This window comes from Nocardia sp. NPDC051833 (assembly GCF_040681225.1).
Lineage (GTDB): Bacteria > Actinomycetota > Actinomycetes > Mycobacteriales > Mycobacteriaceae > Nocardia.
This window is the reverse complement of sequence record NZ_JBFAYK010000001.1, coordinates 3,944,178-3,966,724: the sequence shown is the minus strand read 5'-3', so window position 1 is coordinate 3,966,724 and position 22,547 is coordinate 3,944,178. Positions and strand designations below refer to the sequence as shown.

The window sequence follows — 22,547 nt, the reverse complement described above, 5'->3', positions numbered from 1 at the left end:
GTGGGCGACAATGTTTCCGCCGCTGCCCCGGGTCTCGCCGTCATCGGGGTGCGGCAAGGTGTCGGGGTCCCACGATTCTCGCCGGTCTTCGGTGTGCGGCAAGAGTCTAGCTCCCGCGTCACCGTTCACCTGCGCGGGGACTTTCCGAGGGTCCGGCGGGTGGCTCGCCACGGCGGCGCGACCAGCGCGTTCGCGGAATGCTGAGAATGTGCTGGTACTACCGGGTCGCGGAGCGCGAGGCGGGGGCGCGACCGTATGCCGGCGCGTCAGGGTTTGCTGGGCGCCGCCGCGACGACGAAGCGGGGCTTGCCCGCGAGGTCCGGATGCTCGACGACGTCGACCAGACCGGCCGCCGTCAGCGCGGCCGCGACGCCCCCGCCGTTGGTGTCGTCGTGTTCGATCGCGGTGGCGCCGCCGGGCCGCAGCAGGCGGGCGATGGCGGGGACCATCGCGCGGATGACGTCGAGGCCGTCCGGGCCACCGAAGAGGGCGCGGTGCGGATCGTGGTCGGCGACCTCGGGGTCCAGGACCGCGGCCTCGGGAATGTAGGGCGGGTTCGACACCACCAGGTCGACGCGGCCGGACAGGTCGGTGAGCAGGGCCGGGTCGGTGGCGTCGTCGGCGTGCAGGGTGATCGGGGTGTCGCCGTCGGCGATGCGATCGTCGGCATTGCGGCGGGCCCAGGTCAGCGCGTCGGGATCGAGTTCGACGGCGTGGACCTGCGCGTCGGGCCGTGCGTGCGCGATGGCCAGGGCCAGCGCGCCCGACCCGGTGCACAGGTCGACGACGATCGGCACGTGGTCGTGCGGCAGCGTCTCCAGCCGGGCCAGCGCCCAGGCGAACAGCAGCTCGGTCTCCGGGCGCGGCACGAAGACGCCGGGCCCGACGGCGAGGTCGATCTCGCCCATCGCGGCCGTTCCGGTCAAGTGCTGCAGCGGGATTCGCGCGGCCCGCCGGTCGACCAGCTCGGCGAAGCGGGCGGCTTCGGCGGGCTCGATCATCGGGTGCAGCGCCAGCCGCATCCGGTCGACCCCGAGCACGTGCGCGGCCAGGTTCTCCGCATCCGGCAGGGGCGAGGCCACGCCCGCCGCGGCCAGCCGCCCGGCGGCCTCGACGATCAGCGGACGCAGCCGGACCCGTTCGGTCACCGCGTGGTCCGGCATGCGCGAGCGTCCTCCGTGGTGACGCGGGTTGCCCGAGCCGGGCGCTGAGCGCTCATGCCGGTTATTCGGCGGCCATGCGGGCGTCGCGGTCGGCCTTGCCGAGCGCGTCGAGCAGCGCGTCCATGTCACCGTCGAGGACCGCGTCGAGGTTGTGCGCCTTGAAGCCGATGCGGTGATCGGCGATCCGGTTCTCCGGGAAGTTGTAGGTGCGGATGCGCTCGGAGCGGTCCACCGTGCGGATCTGGCTGGCGCGACCGGCCGCGGCCTCCTGCTCGGCCTGTTCCTCGGCCAGCGCCTGCAAGCGGGCGGCGAGCACCTGCATCGCGCGCGCCTTGTTCTGCAGCTGCGAGCGCTCGTTCTGGCAGGTCACCACGATGCCGGAGGGCAGGTGGGTGATGCGGACCGCGGAGTCGGTGGTGTTGACGCCCTGGCCGCCCTTGCCGGAGGACCGGTAGACGTCGATGCGCAGGTCGGTCTCGTCGATCTGCACCTGCTCGACCTCGTCGGGCTCGGGGTAGATCAGCACGCCGGCGGCCGAGGTGTGGATGCGGCCCTGCGATTCGGTCACCGGCACCCGCTGCACCCGGTGCACGCCGCCCTCGAACTTGAAGCGCGACCACACGCCGTCGCGGGCCGCGTCCTTGCTCTTGATCGACAGCGTCGCGTCCTTGTAGCCGCCCAGGTCGGAATAGGTGACGTCGAGCGTCTCCACCTTCCAGCCGTGCCGCTCGGCGTAGCGGATGTACATGCGGGCCAGGTCGGCGGCGAACAGCGCCGATTCCTCGCCACCCTCGCCGGACTTCACCTCGAGCACCACGTCGTCGCCGTCGTGCGGGTCGCGCGGGGCGAGCAGATCGGCCAGCGCCTGCTCGAGCTCCACCAACTGGGTCTCCAGGCCGGGCACCTCGGCGGCGAACGCGGCGTCGTCGGCGGCCAGCTCACGGGCGGCCTCGAGATCGTCGCGCACCGACTCGAGCTTGCGGTAGGTCGACATCACCGGCGCCAGCTCGGCGAACCGCTTACCCACCCGCCGGGCCGCGCCCGCGTCGTTGTGCAACGACGGATCGGCCAGCTGCGTCTCCAGGCCTGCGTACTCGGCCAGAATGTCGTCGATGGCGGACGGCTGCGTCACGTGTGCTTCCTTATGTGCGGTGCGGGCGGGATCGGGTCGGGCGAGAAACCACCGACGCCCGGCCTGCGAAAGCAGAACCGGGCGTCGGGTAAGGCAACTAGCTGGCGTCGGCCTTCTTGCCCGCGCGCTTGCCGTAGCGAGCCTCGAAGCGAGCGACGCGGCCGCCGGTGTCGAGGATCTTCTGCTTGCCGGTGTAGAACGGGTGGCACTGCGAGCAGACCTCGACGGTGATCTGGCCGGACTCCTTGGTGGAGCGAGTCTGGAAGGTGTTGCCGCAACCACACACGACGGTGGTGTCGACATACGTGGGGTGGATTCCTGCCTTCATGGGCGTCCTCTCGATAATGGTCGCCGGGTCGTACACCGCTGGAGCGCGGGATACGTGAACCGGAACCGACTAGGCGGGATGTCTGCGAACTCGCAGACACACAGCGATCCAGTATGCCAGACCTGGCCGCACCCTCCGAAAACACCCCCGGCCCCCGGTTTGTTCCTGGCCGGGAAACGCAGCGGGGGCCCCGCCGAAGCGGGGCCCCCGTCGCGTCACTCGTCGAGCGCGCCCGGTGCGGTCTTGGAGACCGTCATCAGGAACTCGAGGTTGTTCTTGGACTTGCGCAGCCGATCCATCAGCAGATCGATCGCCTGGTGCGAGTCCAGGCCCGAGAGCACCCGGCGCAGCTTGTGCACCACGGCCATCTCGTCGGGCGACATCAGCAGCTCGTCGTGGCGGGTGCTGGACGGGTTGATGTCCACCGCGGGGAACACGCGCCGCTCGGCGATCTTGCGATCGAGCTTGAGCTCGGCGTTGCCGGTGCCCTTGAACTCCTCGAAGATCACCGTGTCACCGGTGGAGCCGGTCTCGACCATCGCCGTGGCGATGATGGTGAGCGAGCCACCGTTCTCGATGTTGCGCGCCGCGCCGAGGAACCGCTTGGGCGGGTACAGCGCGGTCGAGTCGACACCACCGGAGAGGATGCGGCCCGAGGCGGGCGAGGAGTTGTTGTACGCACGGCCCAATCGGGTGATCGAGTCGAGCAGCACCACAACGTCTTTGCCCATTTCCACCAGGCGCTTGGCCCGCTCGATGGCGAGCTCGGCGACCGAGGTGTGGTCGGCCGGCGGCCGGTCGAAGGTGGAGGCGATGACCTCACCCTTCACCGAACGCTGCATGTCGGTGACCTCTTCGGGACGCTCGTCGACCAGCACGACCATGAGGTAGCACTCGGGGTTGTTGACCGAGATCGCGTTGGCGATGTCCTGCATGATCGTGGTCTTACCCGCCTTGGGCGGGGACACGATCAGCGCGCGCTGGCCCTTGCCGATCGGCATGATCAGGTCGATCACACGCGTGGTCAGCTTGTTCTGGGTGGTCTCCAGGCGCAGCCGCTGGTTCGGGTACAGCGGGGTGAGCTTCTGGAAGTCGGGACGGCGCTTGGCCGCCTCCACCTCACCGCCGTTGACGGTGTCGAGGCGGACCAGCGGGTCGAACTTCTGGCGCTGGTTGCTCTGCTCGCCGTCACGCGGGGCGCGCACCGCGCCGGTGATCGCGTCACCGCGGCGCAGGCCGTTCTTACGCACGAGGTTCATCGAGACATACACGTCGTTCGGGCCGGCCAGGTAGCCGGAGGTCCGCACGAACGCGTAGTTGTCCAGGACGTCCAGGATGCCGGCGACCGGCTGCAGGACGTCGTCCTCGCGGATCTCGAAATCGCGTGCCTCGCCGCCGCCACCACCGGTGCCACCGTCGCGGTCACGACCACGACGACGCTCACGGAACCGGCGACCCCGGCGGCCGCGGCCGCCTTCCTCGTCGTCGCCACCGCGGTCGTCGCGGGGACCGCGATTACCGGCGTTGCCGTTCTGGTTCTGGTTGCGCTCGTTCTGGTTGCGCTCACCACGGTCGCCACCGGCGCGTTCGCCCCGGTCGCCGCCGTTGCGCTCGCCACGCTCACGCCTGCGCTCGCCCTGCTCGCCGCCCTCGGCCTTGTCGGCCTGCTTGGTCTCCTCGGCGCGGTTCTCGGCCTGGGCGTTCTCGCCACCGCCGGAACGGGCCTGGTCACGGCCACGACGCTGCCTGCCACGGCCACGCTGACCGCCCTCGCGACCGGAATCCTCGGTCGACTCGGCGGTCTTGGACTCGGCCGTCCCCTGCTCGGCCGGGGCCTGCTCGGTCACGACGGCGGCGGCCTGCTTCTCGGCGGGCTCGGCCTTGTCGGCCTTGGCCGGCTTGTCGGCCTTCGCGGGCGCCTCGGTCTTGGGCGCTTCGGCCTTGGCGGGCGCCTCGCTCTTGGCGGCGGGCGCGTCGGCCGTCACGGCGGCGGCCTCGGCGGGCTTACCCGCCTTCGCAGGCGCTCCGGCCTGATTCTCCTTGATAGCGGCGATGAGATCGCCCTTGCGCATACCGGAGGTGCCTCGGATACCGAGCTCCCCCGCCAATGCGCGCAACTGCGGCAACAGCATTCCAGTCAGCCCCGATCGTGCGACGTCGGTGTGTTCGCTCATTTTCGAAATCTGTCCGGATTCACTTTCGCGGCCGCCCGAGTTCGTAGGGTTGGATTCCACCCCGGGTGTCGCGAGCAGGTCCGTATCTGTCACGGAAATCCTTTCCTTCCCTCGAATGCCGTGTGCTGAATCGAGGGTTCGTTCCGTAGACCCGGCACCCTGTGCCGAGCTCGGATTATGCGTCCGACCGGACGCCTGTGCCGTACTACCCGCCCCGCCGGACCGGAGGCTTCGCCACCAGAAGACAGTGGTGAGGAGAGATCATTCCAGTTGAGCGGCTTCTCGGCGTCGCAGCACCTCCATGGTGTGGAGGCTCGAGCCTGGAGCCTGCTGGAGCGATTGCCCTGATGAAGCACCGGCGTCTGATGCGCACGATGTACGGACTTGCACAGAATAGCTGCCAATTGCGAACAACGGCAAGGCAGGCACGCCGTCAGTCGATCACGACGCCGTCGGCAATGCCAGGTTCGACCACCCGCAGCCCGTCTGATTCCGCCTGTTTGCGCAGGTCAGCGGGGAAATCGTCGGTCGCGAGCGCCAAGATCGTCGGGCCTGCGCCGGAAACGGTGGCCGGAATACCCGCGGCCCGCAGCCGCTCGATCCAGGCCGTGGACAGCGGTAGCGCGGGAGCACGCTGGGTCTGATGCAGCCGGTCCGCGGTGGCGGGCATCAGCAGATCGGGGCGCTCGGTGAGCGCGACGACGGCCAGCGCCGCCCGGCTCACATTGAACGCGGCGTCGCCGTGCGGCACCTGCTCGGGCAGCAGCCCGCGGGTGTGCGCGGTGGACGAGCGTTCCTGCGGGATCAGCACCACCGGGCGCAGCGTAGCGGCCGGGGTCAGCCGCACGGCCCGGTAGGCGCGATTCTGCTCGGCATCGGATTCGGTCCACGACACGACGATTCCGCCGAGCACGCTGGCGGCGGCGTTGTCGGGATGCCCCTCGAACTCCGAAGCCAGCTGCACCAGCTGGTCGGCGCCGAGGCGCAGGTCCGGATCGAACTTGGCCGCCAGCCCGGCGCCGGCGGCCAGGCCGCCGACCACGGCCGAGGCGCTGGAGCCGAGGCCGCGCGAGTGCGGAATCACGTTGCGGCACACCACGTCGAGACCGTCGGCCCAGACGCCGAGCGATTCCAGCCCGCGCTCGATCGCCCGCACCACCAGATGCGTTGGGCCCCACGGCACGTCGTCGGCGCCCTCACCCTCGACCCGGATCTCGAGACCCGATTCGGTGGTTCGCACCACGATCTCGTCGTAGAGACCCAATGCCATTCCCAGGCAATCGAATCCGGGACCGAGGTTGGCCGTGGACGCGGGCACGCGCACGGTCACCTCGAGACCAGCGGGCAGGGTGGCCGTCATCAGCCTGCTCTCGCGTGCGCTCAACTCAGGCCAGCTCGAGTTCGTGGGCGATCGCCACCGGGTCGACAGCGACCGGCTTGACCTCCGGCATCCCGGCCAGCGCGTTATCGGGGTCCTTCAGACCGTTACCGGTCACCGTGCAGACCACCGTCAGACCCGAATCCAGCCAGCCCTCCGCACGGGCGGCCAGCAGACCCGCCACGCTCGCCGCCGACGCCGGTTCGACGAAGACACCCTCGGTCGCGGCGACCAAGCGGTACGCGGCCAAGATCTCCTCATCGGTGGCCGCGCGGAACGCGCCACCGGACTGCTCCTTGGCCTCCATCGCCCCGTTCCACGACGCCGGAGCACCGATCCGGATCGCGGTGGCCACCGTCTCCGGGTCCTTCACCGGCGCGCCGTTGACCAACGGCGCCGCACCCGCGGCCTGCACACCCAGCATCCGCGGCAACACCGAGGTGACACCATCGGCGTGGTACTCACGGTATCCACGCCAGTAAGCGGTGATATTGCCCGCGTTGCCCACCGGCAGCACATGCACATCGGGCGCCTTGCCCAGCACATCGCAGATCTCGAACGACGCGGTCTTCTGGCCCTCGATCCGCGCCGGGTTCACCGAGTTCACCAACCCGACCTCGGGGAAATCCGAGGTGACCTTGCGAGCCAGCTCGAGACAATCGTCGAAATTGCCCTCGACCTGGATGATCTTCGCACCGAGCATCACCGCCTGGGCCAGCTTGCCCATCGCGATCTTGCCCTGCGGGATCAGCACCGCGCACTCCATACCCGCGCGGGTCGCGTAGGCGGCGGCCGAGGCCGAGGTATTGCCCGTCGACGCGCACAACACGGCCTTCTGACCGCGGTACTTCGCGTCGGTCATCGCCATCGTCATACCGCGGTCCTTGAACGAACCGGTCGGGTTGGCACCCTCGACCTTGAGGTACACCTCGCACCCGGTCAGCTCCGACAGGTGCGTCGCGGGGACCAGCGGGGTCCCGCCCTCGAACAGGGTGACCGGCTCCCAATCGGCCGCACCGGCCAGCCGGTCGCGGTAGGCCGCGATCAGACCCGGCCAGCGCGAGTGCACGCCGAGCTGGGGGGCGATGCCAGTGGTGCTCATGATTCTTCGGTGCCTTCCAGTCTGAGAACGCTGGTCACGGAGGTGACGGAATCCATGTCCGCCAATGCCGCGACAGTATCGGCCAGCGAGGACTCCACCGCATGGTGGGTGACGACCACGAGCCGGGCGCCGTCGCCGTGGCCCTGCTGACGCACGGTGGAGATGCTCACCCCGTGCTTGGCGAAGGTGTCGGCCACCGCGGCGAGCACGCCGGGACGGTCCGCCACCTGCAGGTTCACGTGGTAGCGGGTGGGGGTGTCCCCGATCGGCGCGATCGGCAGCTCAGCATAGACCGACTCGCCGGGAGCGCGGCCACCGTAGAACTTGTTGCGCGCGGCCATCACCAGGTCGCCGAGCACGGCCGAGGCGGTCGGCGCGCCACCGGCGCCCTGACCGTAGAACATCAGCCTACCGGCGTTGTCGGCCTCGACGACGACGGCGTTGAACGCGCCGTTGACCGAGGCCAGCGGGTGCTTGCGCGGGATGAGCGCCGGGTACACGCGCACCGAGACGCGGTCCTTGCCGCCCTCGGCGGAGGTGGGCTCGCCCGGACCGGCCGCGACCCGCTCGCAGATGGCGAGCAGCTTCACGGTGCAGCCGACGGCCGAGGCGGTCTCCAGGTCCTCGGCGGTGATCTTGGAGATGCCCTCGCGGTACACATCGGCCGCGGTCACCCGGGTGTGGAAGGCCAGCGAGGCCAGGATGGCGGCCTTGGCGGCGGCGTCGAAGCCCTCGACGTCGGCGGTGGGGTCGGCCTCGGCGTAGCCCAGGTCGGTGGCCTCGGCGAGCACGTCGTCGTAGGCGGCGCCGGTCTCGTCCATCGCGGAGAGGATGAAGTTGGTGGTGCCGTTGACGATGCCGACCACGCGGTTCACCCGGTCGCCCGACAGCGACTGGATCAGCGGCCGGACCACCGGGATCGCGCCGGCGACGGCGGCCTCGAAGTACAGGTCGGCGCGGCTGCGCTCGGCGGCCGCGGCCAGCTCACCGGTGTAGTCGGCCAGCAGCGCCTTGTTGGCGGTGACGACGGACTTGCCCCCGCTCAGCGCGGCGCCGATCAGCGCGCGGGCCGGATCGATCCCGCCCATGACCTCGACCACCAGGTCGACGTCGTCGCGGGCGACCAGCGCCTCGGCGTCGGTGGTGAGCAGTTCGGCGGGCAGACCGCGGTCCTTGGCCAGGTCGCGCACGGCCACGCCGCGCAGCACCAGCGGCGCCCCGACCCGCGAGCGCAGGTCCTCGGCGTGGTCGCGCAGCACGCGGACGACCTCGGTACCCACGGTGCCCATGCCGAGCACGGCGACACCCAGCGGGCGCCCCGAATCCTTGGTCCCGTTGTTCACCACGGTCATCCTTCCACCTCCAGGCTGAGCAGGTCCGCCACCGTTTCCCGGCGCAGAATCAGTCGCGCCACACCGTCACGCACCGCGACCACGGCGGGCCGGGTGAGCTGGTTGTAGCGGCTCGACATCGAATAGCAGTACGCGCCGGTCGCCGCGACGGCAACCAGGTCACCGGGGCCCGCGTCGGCGGGCATCCAGGTGTCACGAATGACGATATCGCCACTCTCGCAATGCTTTCCGACCACGCGCGCGACGACAGCGTGCGCGTCCGACGAGCGCGAGACCAGACGGCAATCGTAATCGGCCTGGTACAGCGCGGGACGGATATTGTCGCTCATGCCGCCGTCGACGCTGACGTAGCGGCGGCGCGCGCCGCCGTCGAGCTCGACGTCCTTGATGGTGCCGACCTCGTACAGCGTGACGGTACCCGGGCCCGCGATGGCGCGACCCGGCTCGACGGCGATGGTCGGCTCGGGCAGCCCGGCGCGGGCGGCCTCGGCGGCGACCAGGCCGCGCAGGTTGGCGGCGAACTCGTCCAGCGGCGGCGGGTTGTCGCTCGGCAGGTACGAGATACCGAGGCCACCGCCCAGATCCAGGGTGGAGATCTGCGCGGTGCGCTCGATACCGAATTTGTCGATGGCCTCGCGGAGCAGGCCGAGCATCCGGCGCGCGGCGATCTCGAAGCCGTCGAGCTCGAAGATCTGCGAGCCGATGTGGCTGTGCAGGCCGACCAGGCGCAGGTTGTCGGCCTCGAAGACGCGCGCCAGCGCCTCCATGGCGTCACCGCCGGCGATCGAGAAGCCGAACTTCTGGTCCTCGTGCGCGGTGGAGATGTACTCGTGGGTGTGCGCCTCGACGCCGACGGTGACCCGGACCAGCACGTCCTGGACCACGCCCGCCGCACCGGCGACCGCCTCGAGCCGCTCGATCTCGTAGAGCGAGTCGACGACCACGTGGCCGACGCCCGCGGCGACCGCGGTCTCCAGCTCGGGCACCGACTTGTTGTTGCCGTGCAGCGCGATGCGCTCGGCCGGGAAACCGGCGTGCAGCGCGATGGCCAGCTCGCCGCCGGAGCAGACGTCCAGCGACAGGCCCTCGTCGCGGATCCAGCGCGCGATCTCACCGCACAGGAACGCCTTGGAGGCGTAGTGCACGCGGGCGTTCGGCCCGAACGCGCGCACCATGTCGCGGCAGCGGGAGCGGAAGTCGTCCTCGTCGACGACGAACAGCGGGGTGCCGAACTGCTGGGCCAGCTCGGTGACCGGCACGCCGGCGACGCGGACGACGCCGTCCTCACCCCTGGTGGCGTTGCGCGGCCACACGTTGGCGGGGAGGTCGATCATCTCGCTCGGGTCGGTCGGGCGCTCGGCCAGGCTCGGGGCGTGCGGGATCTCTGCGTGCCGGGGACCGGCCGGGTGTGCACTCATCGGGGTGCGTCCTTCCTGAAAAGCTTGCCGGTGGTCACATGCGCTCCGGTGCGCTGACGCCGAGCAGGGCCAGACCGTTGGCCAGCACCTGACGGGTGGCCTTGACCAGTTCGAGCCGGGCGGCGTTGAGGGGGGTGACGGCGTCGTCGCCCTTGGGCAGCACGCGCATGTCGTCGTCGGACTGGAACGGGTGGTAGACCCCGGCCAGTTCCTCGAGGTAGCGGGCGACGCGGTGCGGTTCGCGGGTCTCCGCCGCGGTGGCGACCACGCGCGGGAAATCACCGAGGGTGCGGATCAGATCGCCCTCGCGAGCCGAGGTCATCAGCGCGAAATCCGGTGCGATGGTGGCGAACTCGGGGTACTTCGCGGCGTTGCCGAGAATGCTGTTGGTCCGCGAGTGCGCGTACTGCACGTAGTAGACCGGGTTCTCGCTGCTGGCCTTGGTCCACAGGTCGAGGTCGATGTCGATGCTCGAGTTCACCGAGGAGCGCACCAGCGAGTAGCGGGCGGCGTCGACGCCGATCTGCTCGACCAGGTCGTTGAGCGTCACCACGGTGCCCGCCCGCTTGCTCATCTTCACGGCCTGGCCGTCCCTGACCAGGTTCACCATCTGCCCGATCAGCACCTCGACGGTGTCGGGGTTGTCGCCGAACGCGGCCGCGGCGGCCTTCAACCGGCCGATGTAGCCGTGGTGGTCGGCGCCGAGCATGTAGATCGCCAGGTCGAAGCCACGCGCGCGCTTGTTCTGGAAGTAGGCGATGTCACCGGCGATGTAGGCGGCGTTGCCGTCGCTCTTGAGGACGACGCGGTCCTTGTCGTCGCCGTACTCGGTGGACGCGATCCACCAGGCGCCGTCCTTCTCGTACAGGTTGCCCGAGTTCTTGAGCTGCTCGACGGCGGACTCGACGGCGCCGGAGGCGAACAGCTCGCTCTCGTTGAAGTACACGTCGAAGTCGGTGCCGAAGTCGTGCAGATCCTGCTTGATCTGGGCGAACATCTGCTGCACACCCTCGCGCCGGAACAGCTCGTGCCGCTCGTCGGCGGGCAGGGTGAGCGCCTCGGGGTGCGCGGCGACGATGCTCGCGCTGATCTCGGAGATGTACTCGCCCGCGTACCCGTCCTCGGGAGTCGGCTCGCCGAGCGCGGCCGCGACCAGCGACTTCGCGAAGCGGTCGATCTGCGCGCCGTGATCGTTGAAGTAGTACTCCCTGGTCACGTCGGCGCCCTCGGCGGCCAGGATGCGGCCCAGCGCGTCACCGACCGAGGCCCAGCGGGTGCCACCGAGGTGCACGGGGCCGGTCGGGTTGGCGGAGACGAACTCGAGGTTGATCTTGGTGCCGGACAGCGCGGAGCCGGTGCCGAACGTCGCGCCCGCGGCCAGGATCTGCGCGACGATCGCGCCCTGCGCCGAGGCGGCGAGGCGGATGTTCAGGAAGCCGGGACCTGCGACGTCGGCCACATCGATGCCGTCGGTCGCCGAGAGCGCCTCGGCCAGCCAGCCCGCGAGTTCGCGCGGATTGGTTCCCACCCGCTTGGCCACCTGCATGGCCACATTCGTGGCATAGTCGCCGTGTTCGGGGTTGCGCGGACGCTCCACTGTGACCTGCTCGGGCAGGACCGACGAGTCCAGTCCGCGTTCGACAAGCACCTTCGCGGCGGTGGTGCGAAGGAGATCTGCAAGGTCAGCTGGAGTCACGAGTCTCTATCCTATTGGCTGGGCGCCTCGCAACCACGACCGCCCGGTACGAACGTCCCGATCCACACGTCGAAAGAGCACAACGAGCGATGCCGAGCAGGACCAGCGCCACATCAGCCAAGGCCGTCCGGGCCGCGGGGAAGTCGTCTCCGTCCCGCAAACCCGGCAAGGGCAACCTTCCGCACAAGAAGCGCGACGTGCCATGGGCCCTGCTGGGCGCCGGTGTCGCGATCGTCGCGCTGATCGGTCTGCTGGCCTACAGCCTGGTGCCCAAGTACCTCGACCAGGCCGCGATCCGGGAAGCCCAGACCGATCTCAAGGAATGGGTGCCCACCAAGGAGAACCAGGACCCGTCGGCGAAGATCGCCGGCGTCGTCAAGCAGGAGTACCCGGCCGGTCTGCACGTGACCGCCGCCCAGCGCGTCGCCTATGACAAGGCGCCCGCCTACGGCGGCCCGCACGACGGCGCGTGGGCCAACTGCACCGGCACCGTCTACGCCAAGCCGATCCGGATGGAGAACGCGGTCCACTCGCTCGAGCACGGCGCGGTCTGGATCGCCTACAACCCGGACAAGGTCGACGCGGCGGGCGTGGAGAAGCTGTCGAACTTCGTCAAGGGCCGGCAGTACTCGCTGATGTCGCCGTACCCCGGCCTCGACGCGCCGATCTCGCTGCAGTCGTGGGGTCACCAGCTCAAGCTCGATTCCGCCGACGACGCGCGGATCAAGCAGTTCATCTCCGCGCTGCGCGAGAACCCGTACGCCTACCCCGAGGTCGGCGCGAGCTGCTCGAACCCGATCTTCGACGCCAACAACCCGCCGCCGTTCGATCCGGCGCCGTACGGCCCCGAGGCCGTGCCGATGGACGGCAAGGGCCTGACCCAGGACCAGTCCGAGCTGGGCGCGGGCGCGGGCCTGCCCGGCGGCGCCGGTCTGCCGGGTCTGCCCGAGGGCTTCCCGATGCCGGGCACCCAGCCCGCGGGCCAGTAGTGGGTACCGACAGCGCGGTCGACCCCGACGACACCGCCACCGAGCCGGAGCACACCGCACCGGGCGCCCGCCGCCCGGCCGGGGCGATCCTCGTGCTCGGCGCGATCGGCCTGCTGCTGCTGGGCGCCGTGGCGGGCGTGCTGTTGCGGATGCCGCTGAACGAGGCCGATACTCCGGCGCCGGGCCCTGTCGACGTGGGGTTCAGCCAGGACATGTCGGCCCATCACGCGCAGGCCGTCGACATGGCGGGCGCGGCGCTGATCGGTTCGACCGACAACGACGTGCGCAGGCTCGCCTACGACATCCTCACCACCCAGCAGAACCAGATCGGCCGCATGCAGGGCTGGTTGCAGCTGTGGGGCCAGCCGAACCAGAACGTGGACGGCTACATGGGCTGGATGACCGGGCACGGCGCGGGCGCGCACGGCCACGGCGGCGCGACCGCCACCGAGCACGCGATGTCGGGCCCGATGACGTCGATGCCCGGCATGGCCAGCCAGGAGGAGATGACCACGCTGCGGCAGTCCACCGGCGCCGCCATGGACACCCTGTTCCTGCAACTCATGCTGCGCCATCACCAGGGCGGCGTGCCGATGCTCGACTACGCCGCCGAGCACGCCGACACCACCGAGGTGCGCACCCTGGCGGCCCAGATGTCGAAGACCCAGGCGGGCGAGTCCCAGCTGATGGAGAGCATGCTGGCCGCTCGCGGCGCCAGCCCGCTCCCGCTGAGCTGACCCGGGTGCCGGACCGGGTCAACCGCCCGGTCCGGCACCGTTTTTGGCGCACCGCACTCGATGCGATACGCTGTCGCTGCCCGATCGCCTCACCGCGACCGGCATCTATCCCGCCCTCGTAGCTCAGGGGATAGAGCGTCTGCCTCCGGAGCAGAAGGCCGCAGGTTCGAATCCTGCCGAGGGCACCTTTCGAGGCCCCGTCCGTTCGGTCGGGGCCTCGTTCGTTTGAATCAGGTTGTTCACGCACGGTTCCACAGGTTTCGGGGCCTCGCCCCGATGACATCAGGAGCGAGGCTTGACGAATCCGCCAGAAGGTCAGCAGCCGCCGTTCGGCCAGCAGCCGCCCGGAATGCCCTCGGGGCCGCCCGGATACCCGCACGCCGGGTTCGGGCCGGGGCAGACGCCACCGCCGCCGGGATCGCCGGATGTGTTCCCGCCGCAGCAGCAGCCGCCCAAGAAGAGCCGGACCGGGTTGTTCATCGCGCTCGGCGTGGTCGCGCTGGTCGTGATCGGGGCGCTGATCACCGGGGTGGTGCTGACGGTGCAGGGGCGCACCCCGCTGGCTTCGGACGAGAAGAAGATCGAGGTCGCGATCCGCGATTTCTACGACACCCTCGACTCGGACGGTTTCATCGCGGCCGCGGCGCTGGCCTGCGCGGCCGATCGGTCCGAGATCGACAACCTGTCTCCCGAGCAGCGCCAGCAGTTCGATTCAGCGACGGTCTCGGTGACCATCGACAAGGTCGAGGACATCGTCATCACCGGCGACACCGCCAAGGCGACGGTGGTCGGCAAGCTGACGCTCTCGGTCGCGGGCGAGGAGCCCAATACCGAGGACAGCACCGAGGAGCACCTGAAGAAGGAAGACGGCACCTGGAAGATCTGCTCGGCGCCCGCCACCAAACACTGACCGAACGGTAACCCGATCCGCGCACGTCAGGCGGGGTATCTTCCTTAGGTAAGCCTCATCACAGGATGGGGACCCTGTGTGGAAGGACGCCGATGACGTCGCGAAGTTGGAAACCCCTGGCCGGGCTGATGGCGATCGCGGTGGCGGCGCTCGGTGTCAGTGCGTGCTCGTCCTCCTCGGGCGACGCCGACGAGATCACCGTCTACAACGCCCAGCACGAGTCCCTCACCAAGGAGTGGGCCGCGGCGTTCACCGCGGAGACCGGGATCAAGGTCGTCCTGCGACAGGGTGGCGACACCGCCCTCGGCAACCAGCTGGTCGCCGAGGGCGCCAACTCCCCCGCCGACGCCTTCCTCACCGAGAACTCCCCCGCCATGGCACTCGTCGAGAACGCGGGCCTGTTCGCCGACGTCGACAAGGCCACGCTGGACCAGGTGCCTGACCGGTACCGCCCGTCGACCGGCAAGTGGACCGGCGTCGCGGCCCGCGCCACCGTGTTCGTCTACAACAAGGACAAGCTGCCCACCGCGGGCCTGCCCGCCTCGCTGCTCGACCTGGCGCAGCCGCAGTGGAAGGGCCGCTGGGGCGCGGGCACCTCGGGCGCCGACTTCCAGGCGATCGTCGCGGGCCTGCTCGCGCTGAAGGGCGAGGACGTCACCCGCTCCTGGCTGCAGGGCATGAAGGCCAACGCGACCTCGCTGCAGAACAATGTCGCGACCATGAAGGCGGTGAACTCGGGCAACCCCGAGGGCGGCGTGATCTACCACTACTACTGGTACCGCGACCAGGCCAACACCAAGGAAGGCAGCGCCGACACCGCGCTGCACTACTTCAAGAACCAGGATCCCGGCGCCTTCGTCAGCGTGTCCGGCGGCGGCGTGCTGAAGTCGAGCGAGAAGCAGGAGGCCGCGCAGAAGTTCCTGGCCTACATCACCGGCAAGCGGGGCCAGGAGATCCTGCGCGACGGCACCTCGATGGAGTACCCGGTGGCGAGCGATGTCGCCGCCAACCCCGCGCTGCCGCCGCTGGCCGACCTGCAGGCGCCCGCGATCGATCCGAGCAAGCTCGATTCGAAGAAGGTCACCCAGCTGATGACCGAGGCGGGACTGCTGTAGGTGGCCCTGCGGACCGCATCGACGACAACACCCCGGGTCGGCAGGCCCGGGGTGTTCGTCACGCTCGTCGCGCTGGCGCTGACGGCGGCGACGTTCATCCCGCTGGGCTACATCGTCTCGGTGCTGTTCGACACCGGCCTGCGCGCGGCCGCCGAGCTGGTGTTCCGGCCCCGGGTCGGCGAATTGCTCACCAACACCATCGCTTTGGTGGTGTGGACGGTGCCGGTGTGTGTGGCGCTCGGGGTCGGGCTGGCCTGGCTGGTCGAGCGCACCGACGTGCCGGGGCGGGCGTGGTGGGGTCCGGTGCTGGTCGCGCCGCTGGCGGTGCCCGCGTTCGTCAACAGCTACGGCTGGGTGAGCGTGTTCCCGTCGATGTACGGATTGTCGGCGGCGGTCATCGTGGCCACGATGTCGTACTTCCCGCTGGTGTACCTGCCCGTGGCGGCCACGCTGCGCAGGCTCGATCCGGCGATCGAGGAGTCGGCGCGCGCGCTCGGATCCGGTCCGGTGGAGGTGTTCTGGCGCATCGTCGTCCCGCAGTTGCGGTTGGCGATCCTGGGCGGCGCGCTCTTGATCGGCCTGCATCTGCTCGCCGAGTACGGCGCGTTCGTGATGCTGCGCTACGACACGTTCACCACCGCGATCTTCGAGCAGTACCAGAGCAGTTTCGCCGGACCGGCGGGCAGCATGCTGGCCGGTGTGCTCGTCCTGTGCTGTCTGGCCCTGCTCGGCGGCGAGGCGCTGCTGCGTGGCAACGCGCGCTACGCCAGGCTCGGCGGCGGCGCCCAGCGCGCGGCACGCCCGATCGCCCTGGGCTGGTGGCGGATTCCGCTGTTCGGTGTGCTGGTCGCGGTGGTCGTCGGCGCGCTGGGCGTGCCGCTGTGGACGATCGGGCGCTGGCTGTGGCTGGGCGGCGCGGCGGTGTGGGATACCGAGGTGATCGGGCGGGCGCTGGGTCAGACGATCGGCCTGGCCGCGGCCGCCGCGCTGATCACCACGCTGTGCGCGTTTCCCGTCGCGTGGATCGCGGTGCGTTCGACCAGCCGGTTCGCCCGGGTGATCGAGGGCGCGAACTACATCACCAGCTCGCTGCCCGGGATCGTGATCGCGCTCGCGCTGGTGACGGTCACCATCCGGTGGGCCCCGCCGCTCTATCAGACGGTGACGCTGGTGGTCATCGCCTACGCGCTGATGTTCCTGCCCCGCGCGCTGGTGAGCGTGCGGGCCGGGCTGGCGCAGGTGCCGGTCGGGCTGGAGGAGGTGTCGCGCTCGCTGGGCGAGTCGGCCTCGGCCACGTTCTTCCGGGTGACCCTGCGGATGACCGCGCCCGCCGCCGCCTCGGCCGCGGCACTGGTGTTCGTCGCCGTGTCCACCGAGCTCACCGCGACACTGTTGCTGGCGCCCAACGGGACTCGCACGCTGGCCATGCAGTTCTGGGGCCTGTCGGGCGAACTCGACTATGCCGCTGCCGCACCGTACGCGCTGATCATGATCGTCGCGGCGATCCCGGTGACCTATGTGCTGTTCACCCAGTCCAGAAAGGCGGCCGGGGTATGAGCGAGGCCGCAGCGTGCGTGACCACGGAGGGCGCCCGCGCAGACCGAAAGGACACAGCATGAGTCGGCTTCTCGTGCAGGCGGTGTCGAAGACGTTCGGGCCGACCCGGGTGCTCGACCACATCGATCTCGACGTCGCCGACGGCACCGCCGCGGCGGTCGTCGGCGCGTCGGGCTGCGGCAAGACGACCCTGCTCCGGGTGATCGCCGGCTTCGAGGCACCCGATACCGGCACCGTGCGGCTCGGCACGGAAACCGTTGTGCGCCAAGATATCTGCCTACCACCGCAGCGCAGGCGGATCGGCTACGTCGCGCAGGACGGTGCGCTGTTCCCGCATCTGAGCGTCGCCGACAACATCGCCTACGGCCTGCACACCGGCTGGCGCGGCCTGGGCGAGCGACTGCACCGCCACCGCGACCGCGACCGCGTGGCCGAGCTGCTGGCGATGGTGTCGCTGGATCCCGGGTACGCCGAGCGCACACCGCATCAGCTCTCCGGCGGTCAGCAGCAGCGGGTGGCGCTGGCCAGGGCGCTGGCCCGCAAGCCCGATCTGATGCTGCTCGACGAGCCCTTCAGCGCCCTCGACACCGGCCTGCGCGCCACCACCCGGCAGGCGGTGGCCGACACCCTGCGCGCCGCGGGCATGACCAGCATCCTGGTCACCCACGATCAGGAGGAAGCCCTCAGCTTCGCCGCGCAGGTGGCGGTCATGCGCGACGGCCGGTTCACCCAGGTGGGCCCGCCCGAGCAGGTCTATCACCACCCGGCCGACCTGTTCACCGCCCGTTTCCTCGGCGACTGCATTCTGCTCGACGCGCTCTGCGAGGCCGATATCGCCAAATCCGCGCTCGGCCCGGTTCCGGTCCAGCGCGACGCCCCCACCGGCGAGACCACCCTGATGCTGCGGCCCGAGCAGCTCACCGCCGAGGTCGTCACCGCCGAGCACAGCGGGACGGTGACCGAGGTCGACTTCCGCGGGCCCGATGTCCTGCTCACCATCGACCTCGTCGAGGGCGCGGGCACCGTCACGGTCCGCCGCACCGGCATCGCGGCACCGGCGCGCGGCGATCGCGTCCGCCTGACCGTGCGAGGCACCGGGACGGCCTACGCGAAATAGGCGCCCCACCCGGGTGGGTGGAGCGCCTACTTCGATCAGAGCGAGCGGCGGGAATTGAACCCGCGTAAACGGCTTTGCAGACCGTTGCCTCAACCACTCAGCCACGCCCGCCTCGCCCTAGAGAGTGCCCGGTTCGACCGGTGTTGCCCAGAGTTACGCTCGCCGTGAGCGAAATGCCGTCGCGCCGACTGGGCGGCAGCGACCTGGCCCTATGCGATGATCAATGCCATGTCTCGGCCACGACCGCTTCCGCATGACCCGATCGCCGAAGCGCACCGGCAATGGACCGGGCACGGCTGGGGCGCGGTGGCCGACGGCATGGCCGCGGTGACGTCGCTGGTGCGGGCGCAGCAGATCGTCATGGCCAGGGTCGACGAGGCGCTGAAGCCCTCGGGCCTGACCTTCTCCCGCTACGAACTGCTGCAACTGCTCAGTTTCAGCAAGACCGGCGCGCTGCCCATGGCCAAGGCCAGCGCGCGTCTGCAGGTGCATCCGACCAGCGTGACCAATACCGTGGACCGGCTCGAGGCGGCCGGCCTGGTGGTCCGGGTGCCGCATCCGAGCGACCGGCGCGCGACGCTGATCGAAATCACCGACGCGGGAAGGACATCGGTGGCCGAGGCGACCGCGGCCCTCAACGCGCAGGTGTTCGCCGAGCCAGGCCTGCCGCCGGACCGGATCCGCGCCCTGCTGACCCTGCTCGCCGAGTTCCGGCACGAGGCGGGCGACTACGAGGTTCCCGACACGGAAAACCTCGCATTCCACGCGACCTGGCAACCGACCGGCGAATCACCGGCCGACCCGCTTGGCAGCTAGCGGAAATTGGTCCACGATGTAGCCCATGGTGCTGGTCCTGGGGGTATCGGCGGGTGCGGGTGGTGCCCGCGCCGTGCTGACCCACTCCGATCAGCCGCATCTGCCCCCGGTGGACCGGCTCCGGCTACCGCGCAGGGCGGGCGGCTCGGTCGACGAGGCGGTGTTGTCGGTGATCCGCCGGATGCGGGTCGCGGCACTGGCGCGCGGCGAGTGTGTCACCGCGACGGCGGTCACCTGCCGCAGCGAGGCGCACGCCGACGCGATCCGGGCGGCGATCGGTAGGTCCGAGGTCGGCATCGTCGACGAACCGCTCGCGCAGCTGCGCTATCTGCGCTTCACCGGGATGCTGCCCGACTGCGAGTCGGTGATCCTCTACGACCTGGGGTGCTCGGGTCTCACTGTCACCCATGCCGATTGCCGCACCGACACGATCCTGGCCAGCAGGCGCAGCACGGTCCTCAGCGGCGACGGCTACGACGCGCTGCTGCGCTGGCAGCTCGCCCGCGGCGGCGTGCTGGCCGACGCGCGCACCACCAGGGCGCATCGCGAGTCGCTGAGCCGGGCCAGGGTGGTGACGGCGACCGACGCGGACACCGGCGGTCGCGCCGTGGTGACCCGCAGCGACCTGGCCGAGCTGTGCGAGGCGGGGCTGCATCATTCGGCGTCGTTCGTGCGTCAGCTGGTCGAGGAGACGGGCGTCCGGCCGGGCGCACTGGTACTGCTCGGCGGGTGCACCCGCAATCCCTCGCTGCGCGCCGATCTGGCCCAGCGGATCGGGCTGCCGATCGTCTACGACCCCGAGCCGGACTACGTCTCCGCGCGCGGTGCGGTCCTGCTGGCCGCGCAGCGCCCACCGGCCCGGCTGCGCATGCCGCGCCTGCGGGCGGGCAGCGCGGTGGTCGCGCGCGAGACCCGCCCCCGGCCGGGCAGGCGAAAACTCATCGCCGCGATGGCGGTGACGGCCACGCTCGGCGGCACGGTCGCCGGCCTGCTCGGCACCGACGACCCGTCGGCGCGGTCCCCCGAACCGGGAACCGCGCCGACGACTGCCCAGCTCACCGACGGTTCGCTGCGGCTGAAACAGAACTAGCTGTTGGTGAAGTTCGGCGCGCGCTTCTCGACGAAGGCGGCCATGCCTTCCTTCTGATCGTCGGTGGCGAACAGCGAGTGGAACACCCGGCGCTCGAACAGCACGCCCTCGGTGAGGGTGGTCTCGAAGGCCCGGTTGACGGCTTCCTTGGCGATCATCGCGACCGGCAGCGACATCGAGGCGATGGTCTGTGCGGTCTCGAGCGCGGCGTCGAGCAGCTGATCGGCGGGCACGATCCGGGACACCAGCCCGGCGCGCTCGGCTTCCTCGACGCCGAGGGTGCGGCCGGTCAGGATCAGATCCATGGCCTTGGCCTTGCCGACCGCGCGGGTCAGCCGCTGCGAACCGCCGATGCCGGGGATCACGCCGAGCTTGATCTCGGGCTGACCGAACTTGGCGGTGTCGGCGGCGATCAGGATGTCGCACAGCATCGCCAGCTCACAGCCGCCGCCGAGGGCGAAGCCCGCGACCGCCGCGATGGTCGGCTTGCGGAAGTTCGCCAGCCGATCCCAGCCCGCGAAAGCGTTGGCGGAGAACATGTCCATGTAGGACTTGTCCGCCATCTCCTTGATGTCGGCGCCCGCCGCGAAGGCCTTCTCCGAGCCGGTGATGACGACCGCGCCGATGGAGTCGTCGTTCTCCAGCTCGTCGAGCGCGGCGATGACGTCCTCGAGGACCTGCGCGTTGAGAGCGTTGAGCGCCTTGGGCCGGTTCAGCGTGATCCAGCCGACCGCGCCCTTGCCCTCGCCGCCGCCCTTGCGCTCCAGCAGAATCGTCTCGAAATCGGTCACCAGGCACCCTCTTGTTCTTCAGTGGTCACGGATGGTGCAGACGATACCGAGCCAGGCCGCCCCTCGGCCACGCGGGCAAACCGGCTAGTAGGGGTGGCGGAATGCCCGGTGTGCCCGAACAGCTGAGGCACAATCGGGGCATGGCCACCGACCAATTCGCGCGGATCACACGGCTGCGCGCGCTGATCGAGCACGAGAACACCGGCGCGGACGAGCGGGCGACGGCCCAGCGCATGCTCGACCGGATTCTGCGGAAATCCCACGGCGACACCGTCTCCGCCGCGGCGCCGGATCGGGTCTACGGCGCCAGGCACCACCGGCCGGGCAGGCACGCGAGCACCGCCTCGATCGTCGAGTCGGTCCGCGACGACATCGCCTTCGCCCGGACCTTCGCCGTGGTCGGCGGGCCGGGCGAGCTGACGGTGCACAGCCCGCTCGCGGCCGCGCCCGCCGCGCTCACGGTGGCGGTGAGCACACCGTTCGCCGATCAGATCGTCGTCACCATCGCCGACATCCCGCCCGCGTGGGGCTGGGAGTGCGACGAGTTCGACCGCACCACCGCGACCGCGGATCTGCGCCGCCTCGCCGACGAACTGGCCGAGATCATCGACAGCTACAACCACAACGGCGCCGACGTGGGCCCACGGTTCTTCCGCACGATCCGCGCGCAGGAGACCACGCTGATCCGCTGACTCAGTCCGGCTGTCCCGGCCCGGCGAGCAGCACGATCAAGCCGACGGTGAGCACGACGGCGCCGATCGCCAGCACCACACTCGCGACGACCGGCCCGCCGTCGGTCCGCTCGGCCACCGTCTGTCCCACCGCGATCGCCACCGCCGCCGCCCCGCCGAGCACCAGGACCGGCTCTCGCCGCGCCGCGTACAGCACCAGAAAAGCCACCCCGACCAGGGCGGTCAGTGCGGGCCGCCACAGCGATTCGCCGGGTGTCACCGATTGCGCCCCGCCCACCATGATCAGTCCGCCGATCAGGTACCCGGCCCAGTCGGCGACGAACAGCCGCGTCCAGGCCAACCCGATCCACAGCGCGCCGAACAGCATCAGCAGCACGCCCGGCCACGCGGACCGGTAGTCGAACACCGCCGAGGTGGTGGTCACCGCGCTCGCGACGCCGAACCCGCCCATCGCGACCATCCCGAGCACGGTCGGCACCAGCAGATACCCGAGCACCGCGACGAGTAACCCCGCGACCGCGGCCGCGATCTCGGCCTCGTCGCCGAAGGCCGTGACCACCGCACCGCAGACCATGCCGGCGGCCAGCACCAGCAGCACCGCCGCGAGTCGGCTGCGCCCCGCCGACGCGATCGGCACCCGCCGGAAGATCCCGTCGCACCCACCGGCCAGCAAGACCGCGCCGGTGATCGCGCACCCGGCCACGACCAGCAGCAACACCACCCGTCCGGTCTGCGCCACGTCCGACCACGCCCGCCCGAGGAACAGCACCACCCCGGCCGCCACCAGGCCCGCGCCCAGATACGCGACGATCTCGGCGATCATCCGGCCCGCGCTCGCCCGGCCCGCCCGGTCCTCGGCATCGACCGCCCGCAGCACCGCACCACGCTGGTCGCCGCTGATCACGCCCGCCGCCACCAGCCGCTCCAGCGCCACACCCACCCTGTGTTCGCGAACCATCCGTCGAGTATGTCGACCGGGGTATGCGATTC

Annotated in this window: 20 protein-coding genes and 2 tRNA genes; 10 read left to right on the top strand and 12 right to left on the bottom strand. The window is 70.4% G+C overall.

Features of this window, described 5'->3' with window-relative positions:
* Nucleotides 1-266 precede the first annotated feature (266 nt).
* The 9 genes from prmC to argS form a co-directional block, all read right to left on the bottom strand.
* Complete coding sequence (gene prmC / locus AB0L91_RS17915) at nucleotides 267-1,163, bottom strand: peptide chain release factor N(5)-glutamine methyltransferase (RefSeq protein ID WP_365011106.1); 897 nt, start codon at nucleotides 1,161-1,163, stop codon at nucleotides 267-269.
* Between the two features lie 61 nt (nucleotides 1,164-1,224).
* Nucleotides 1,225-2,295: a peptide chain release factor 1 gene (gene prfA / locus AB0L91_RS17910; RefSeq protein WP_357349486.1), complete on the bottom strand. Its 1,071-nt coding sequence runs from the start codon at nucleotides 2,293-2,295 to the stop codon at nucleotides 1,225-1,227.
* A gap of 97 nt (nucleotides 2,296-2,392) precedes the next feature.
* The gene (rpmE, locus tag AB0L91_RS17905; RefSeq protein WP_022567395.1) at nucleotides 2,393-2,623 is read right to left on the bottom strand and encodes a 50S ribosomal protein L31; all 231 of its coding nucleotides are present in this window, start codon (nucleotides 2,621-2,623) and stop codon (nucleotides 2,393-2,395) included.
* 215 nt (nucleotides 2,624-2,838) lie between these two features.
* Nucleotides 2,839-4,890 carry a transcription termination factor Rho gene (gene rho / locus AB0L91_RS17900; RefSeq protein WP_357349488.1) on the bottom strand — a complete coding sequence of 684 codons (2,052 nt, stop codon included), beginning with the start codon at nucleotides 4,888-4,890 and terminating at the stop codon, nucleotides 2,839-2,841.
* A 340-nt stretch (nucleotides 4,891-5,230) separates the two neighbouring features.
* Nucleotides 5,231-6,157: a homoserine kinase gene (gene thrB, locus AB0L91_RS17895; protein WP_365011341.1), complete on the bottom strand. Its 927-nt coding sequence runs from the start codon at nucleotides 6,155-6,157 to the stop codon at nucleotides 5,231-5,233.
* Nucleotides 6,158-6,182: 25 nt separating this feature from the next.
* Nucleotides 6,183-7,277 (bottom strand): threonine synthase, encoded by a 1,095-nt coding sequence (gene thrC, locus AB0L91_RS17890; protein WP_365011104.1) that lies wholly within the window; start codon nucleotides 7,275-7,277, stop codon nucleotides 6,183-6,185.
* Nucleotides 7,274-8,629, bottom strand: coding sequence for a homoserine dehydrogenase (locus tag AB0L91_RS17885; protein WP_365011103.1), 1,356 nt, complete (start codon nucleotides 8,627-8,629; stop codon nucleotides 7,274-7,276). The genes thrC and AB0L91_RS17885 overlap by 4 nt, the downstream gene beginning before the upstream one ends.
* Nucleotides 8,626-10,047: a diaminopimelate decarboxylase gene (gene lysA, locus AB0L91_RS17880; RefSeq protein ID WP_365011101.1), complete on the bottom strand. Its 1,422-nt coding sequence runs from the start codon at nucleotides 10,045-10,047 to the stop codon at nucleotides 8,626-8,628. Before lysA ends, AB0L91_RS17885 begins: the two co-directional genes overlap by 4 nt.
* A 34-nt stretch (nucleotides 10,048-10,081) precedes the next feature.
* Nucleotides 10,082-11,743 carry an arginine--tRNA ligase gene (gene argS / locus AB0L91_RS17875; RefSeq protein ID WP_365011099.1) on the bottom strand — a complete coding sequence of 554 codons (1,662 nt, stop codon included), beginning with the start codon at nucleotides 11,741-11,743 and terminating at the stop codon, nucleotides 10,082-10,084.
* 89 nt (nucleotides 11,744-11,832) lie between these two features.
* On the opposite strand from argS, the gene AB0L91_RS17870 reads away from it, so the two are divergent.
* The 7 genes from AB0L91_RS17870 to AB0L91_RS17840 all read left to right on the top strand — a co-directional run bounded on the left by AB0L91_RS17870 (nucleotide 11,833) and on the right by AB0L91_RS17840 (nucleotide 18,168).
* Nucleotides 11,833-12,732 carry a DUF3105 domain-containing protein gene (locus AB0L91_RS17870; protein ID WP_355284621.1) on the top strand — a complete coding sequence of 300 codons (900 nt, stop codon included), beginning with the start codon at nucleotides 11,833-11,835 and terminating at the stop codon, nucleotides 12,730-12,732.
* A complete protein-coding gene (locus AB0L91_RS17865; protein WP_365011097.1) occupies nucleotides 12,732-13,469 on the top strand; it encodes a DUF305 domain-containing protein in 738 nt (245 codons plus the stop codon). Before AB0L91_RS17870 ends, AB0L91_RS17865 begins: the two co-directional genes overlap by 1 nt.
* Before the next feature lie 112 nt (nucleotides 13,470-13,581).
* Nucleotides 13,582-13,654 (top strand) — tRNA-Arg (locus AB0L91_RS17860).
* Between the two features lie 110 nt (nucleotides 13,655-13,764).
* Entirely contained in the window at nucleotides 13,765-14,379 is a 615-nt protein-coding gene (locus tag AB0L91_RS17855; RefSeq protein ID WP_355284615.1) for a hypothetical protein, read from the top strand.
* Nucleotides 14,380-14,471: 92 nt separating this feature from the next.
* Nucleotides 14,472-15,494, top strand: a complete 1,023-nt coding sequence (locus tag AB0L91_RS17850; RefSeq protein ID WP_357349501.1) for an iron ABC transporter substrate-binding protein — start codon at nucleotides 14,472-14,474, stop codon at nucleotides 15,492-15,494.
* Nucleotides 15,495-15,545: 51 nt separating this feature from the next.
* The gene (locus tag AB0L91_RS17845) at nucleotides 15,546-17,051 is read left to right on the top strand and encodes an iron ABC transporter permease (RefSeq protein ID WP_365011339.1); all 1,506 of its coding nucleotides are present in this window, start codon (nucleotides 15,546-15,548) and stop codon (nucleotides 17,049-17,051) included.
* Between the two features lie 58 nt (nucleotides 17,052-17,109).
* Nucleotides 17,110-18,168 (top strand): ABC transporter ATP-binding protein, encoded by a 1,059-nt coding sequence (locus AB0L91_RS17840; RefSeq protein WP_365011095.1) that lies wholly within the window; start codon nucleotides 17,110-17,112, stop codon nucleotides 18,166-18,168.
* A 39-nt stretch (nucleotides 18,169-18,207) separates the two neighbouring features.
* Here AB0L91_RS17840 and AB0L91_RS17835 read toward each other — a convergent pair.
* Nucleotides 18,208-18,279, bottom strand: a tRNA-Cys gene (locus AB0L91_RS17835).
* A 117-nt stretch (nucleotides 18,280-18,396) separates the two neighbouring features.
* On the opposite strand from AB0L91_RS17835, the gene AB0L91_RS17830 reads away from it, so the two are divergent.
* Together AB0L91_RS17830 and AB0L91_RS17825 are read left to right on the top strand one after the other, a co-directional pair.
* Complete coding sequence (locus AB0L91_RS17830) at nucleotides 18,397-18,984, top strand: MarR family transcriptional regulator (RefSeq protein WP_355284606.1); 588 nt, start codon at nucleotides 18,397-18,399, stop codon at nucleotides 18,982-18,984.
* Between the two features lie 25 nt (nucleotides 18,985-19,009).
* Nucleotides 19,010-20,074, top strand: a complete 1,065-nt coding sequence (locus AB0L91_RS17825; protein ID WP_365011093.1) for a hypothetical protein — start codon at nucleotides 19,010-19,012, stop codon at nucleotides 20,072-20,074.
* On the opposite strand, the gene AB0L91_RS17820 is transcribed toward AB0L91_RS17825, so the two are convergent.
* Nucleotides 20,071-20,865: an enoyl-CoA hydratase gene (locus tag AB0L91_RS17820; protein WP_355283512.1), complete on the bottom strand. Its 795-nt coding sequence runs from the start codon at nucleotides 20,863-20,865 to the stop codon at nucleotides 20,071-20,073. The two genes, AB0L91_RS17825 and AB0L91_RS17820, sit on opposite strands and share 4 nt — an antisense overlap.
* 140 nt (nucleotides 20,866-21,005) lie before the next feature.
* Between AB0L91_RS17820 and AB0L91_RS17815 the strand changes: the two genes are divergently transcribed.
* Nucleotides 21,006-21,557, top strand: a complete 552-nt coding sequence (locus tag AB0L91_RS17815) for a hypothetical protein (RefSeq protein ID WP_365011091.1) — start codon at nucleotides 21,006-21,008, stop codon at nucleotides 21,555-21,557.
* A gap of 1 nt (nucleotide 21,558) precedes the next feature.
* On the opposite strand, the gene AB0L91_RS17810 is transcribed toward AB0L91_RS17815, so the two are convergent.
* On the bottom strand, nucleotides 21,559-22,515 hold the full coding sequence (locus AB0L91_RS17810; protein ID WP_357349509.1) for a DUF2157 domain-containing protein: 957 nt from the start codon (nucleotides 22,513-22,515) through the stop codon (nucleotides 21,559-21,561).
* Between the last annotated feature and the right edge of the window lie 32 nt (nucleotides 22,516-22,547).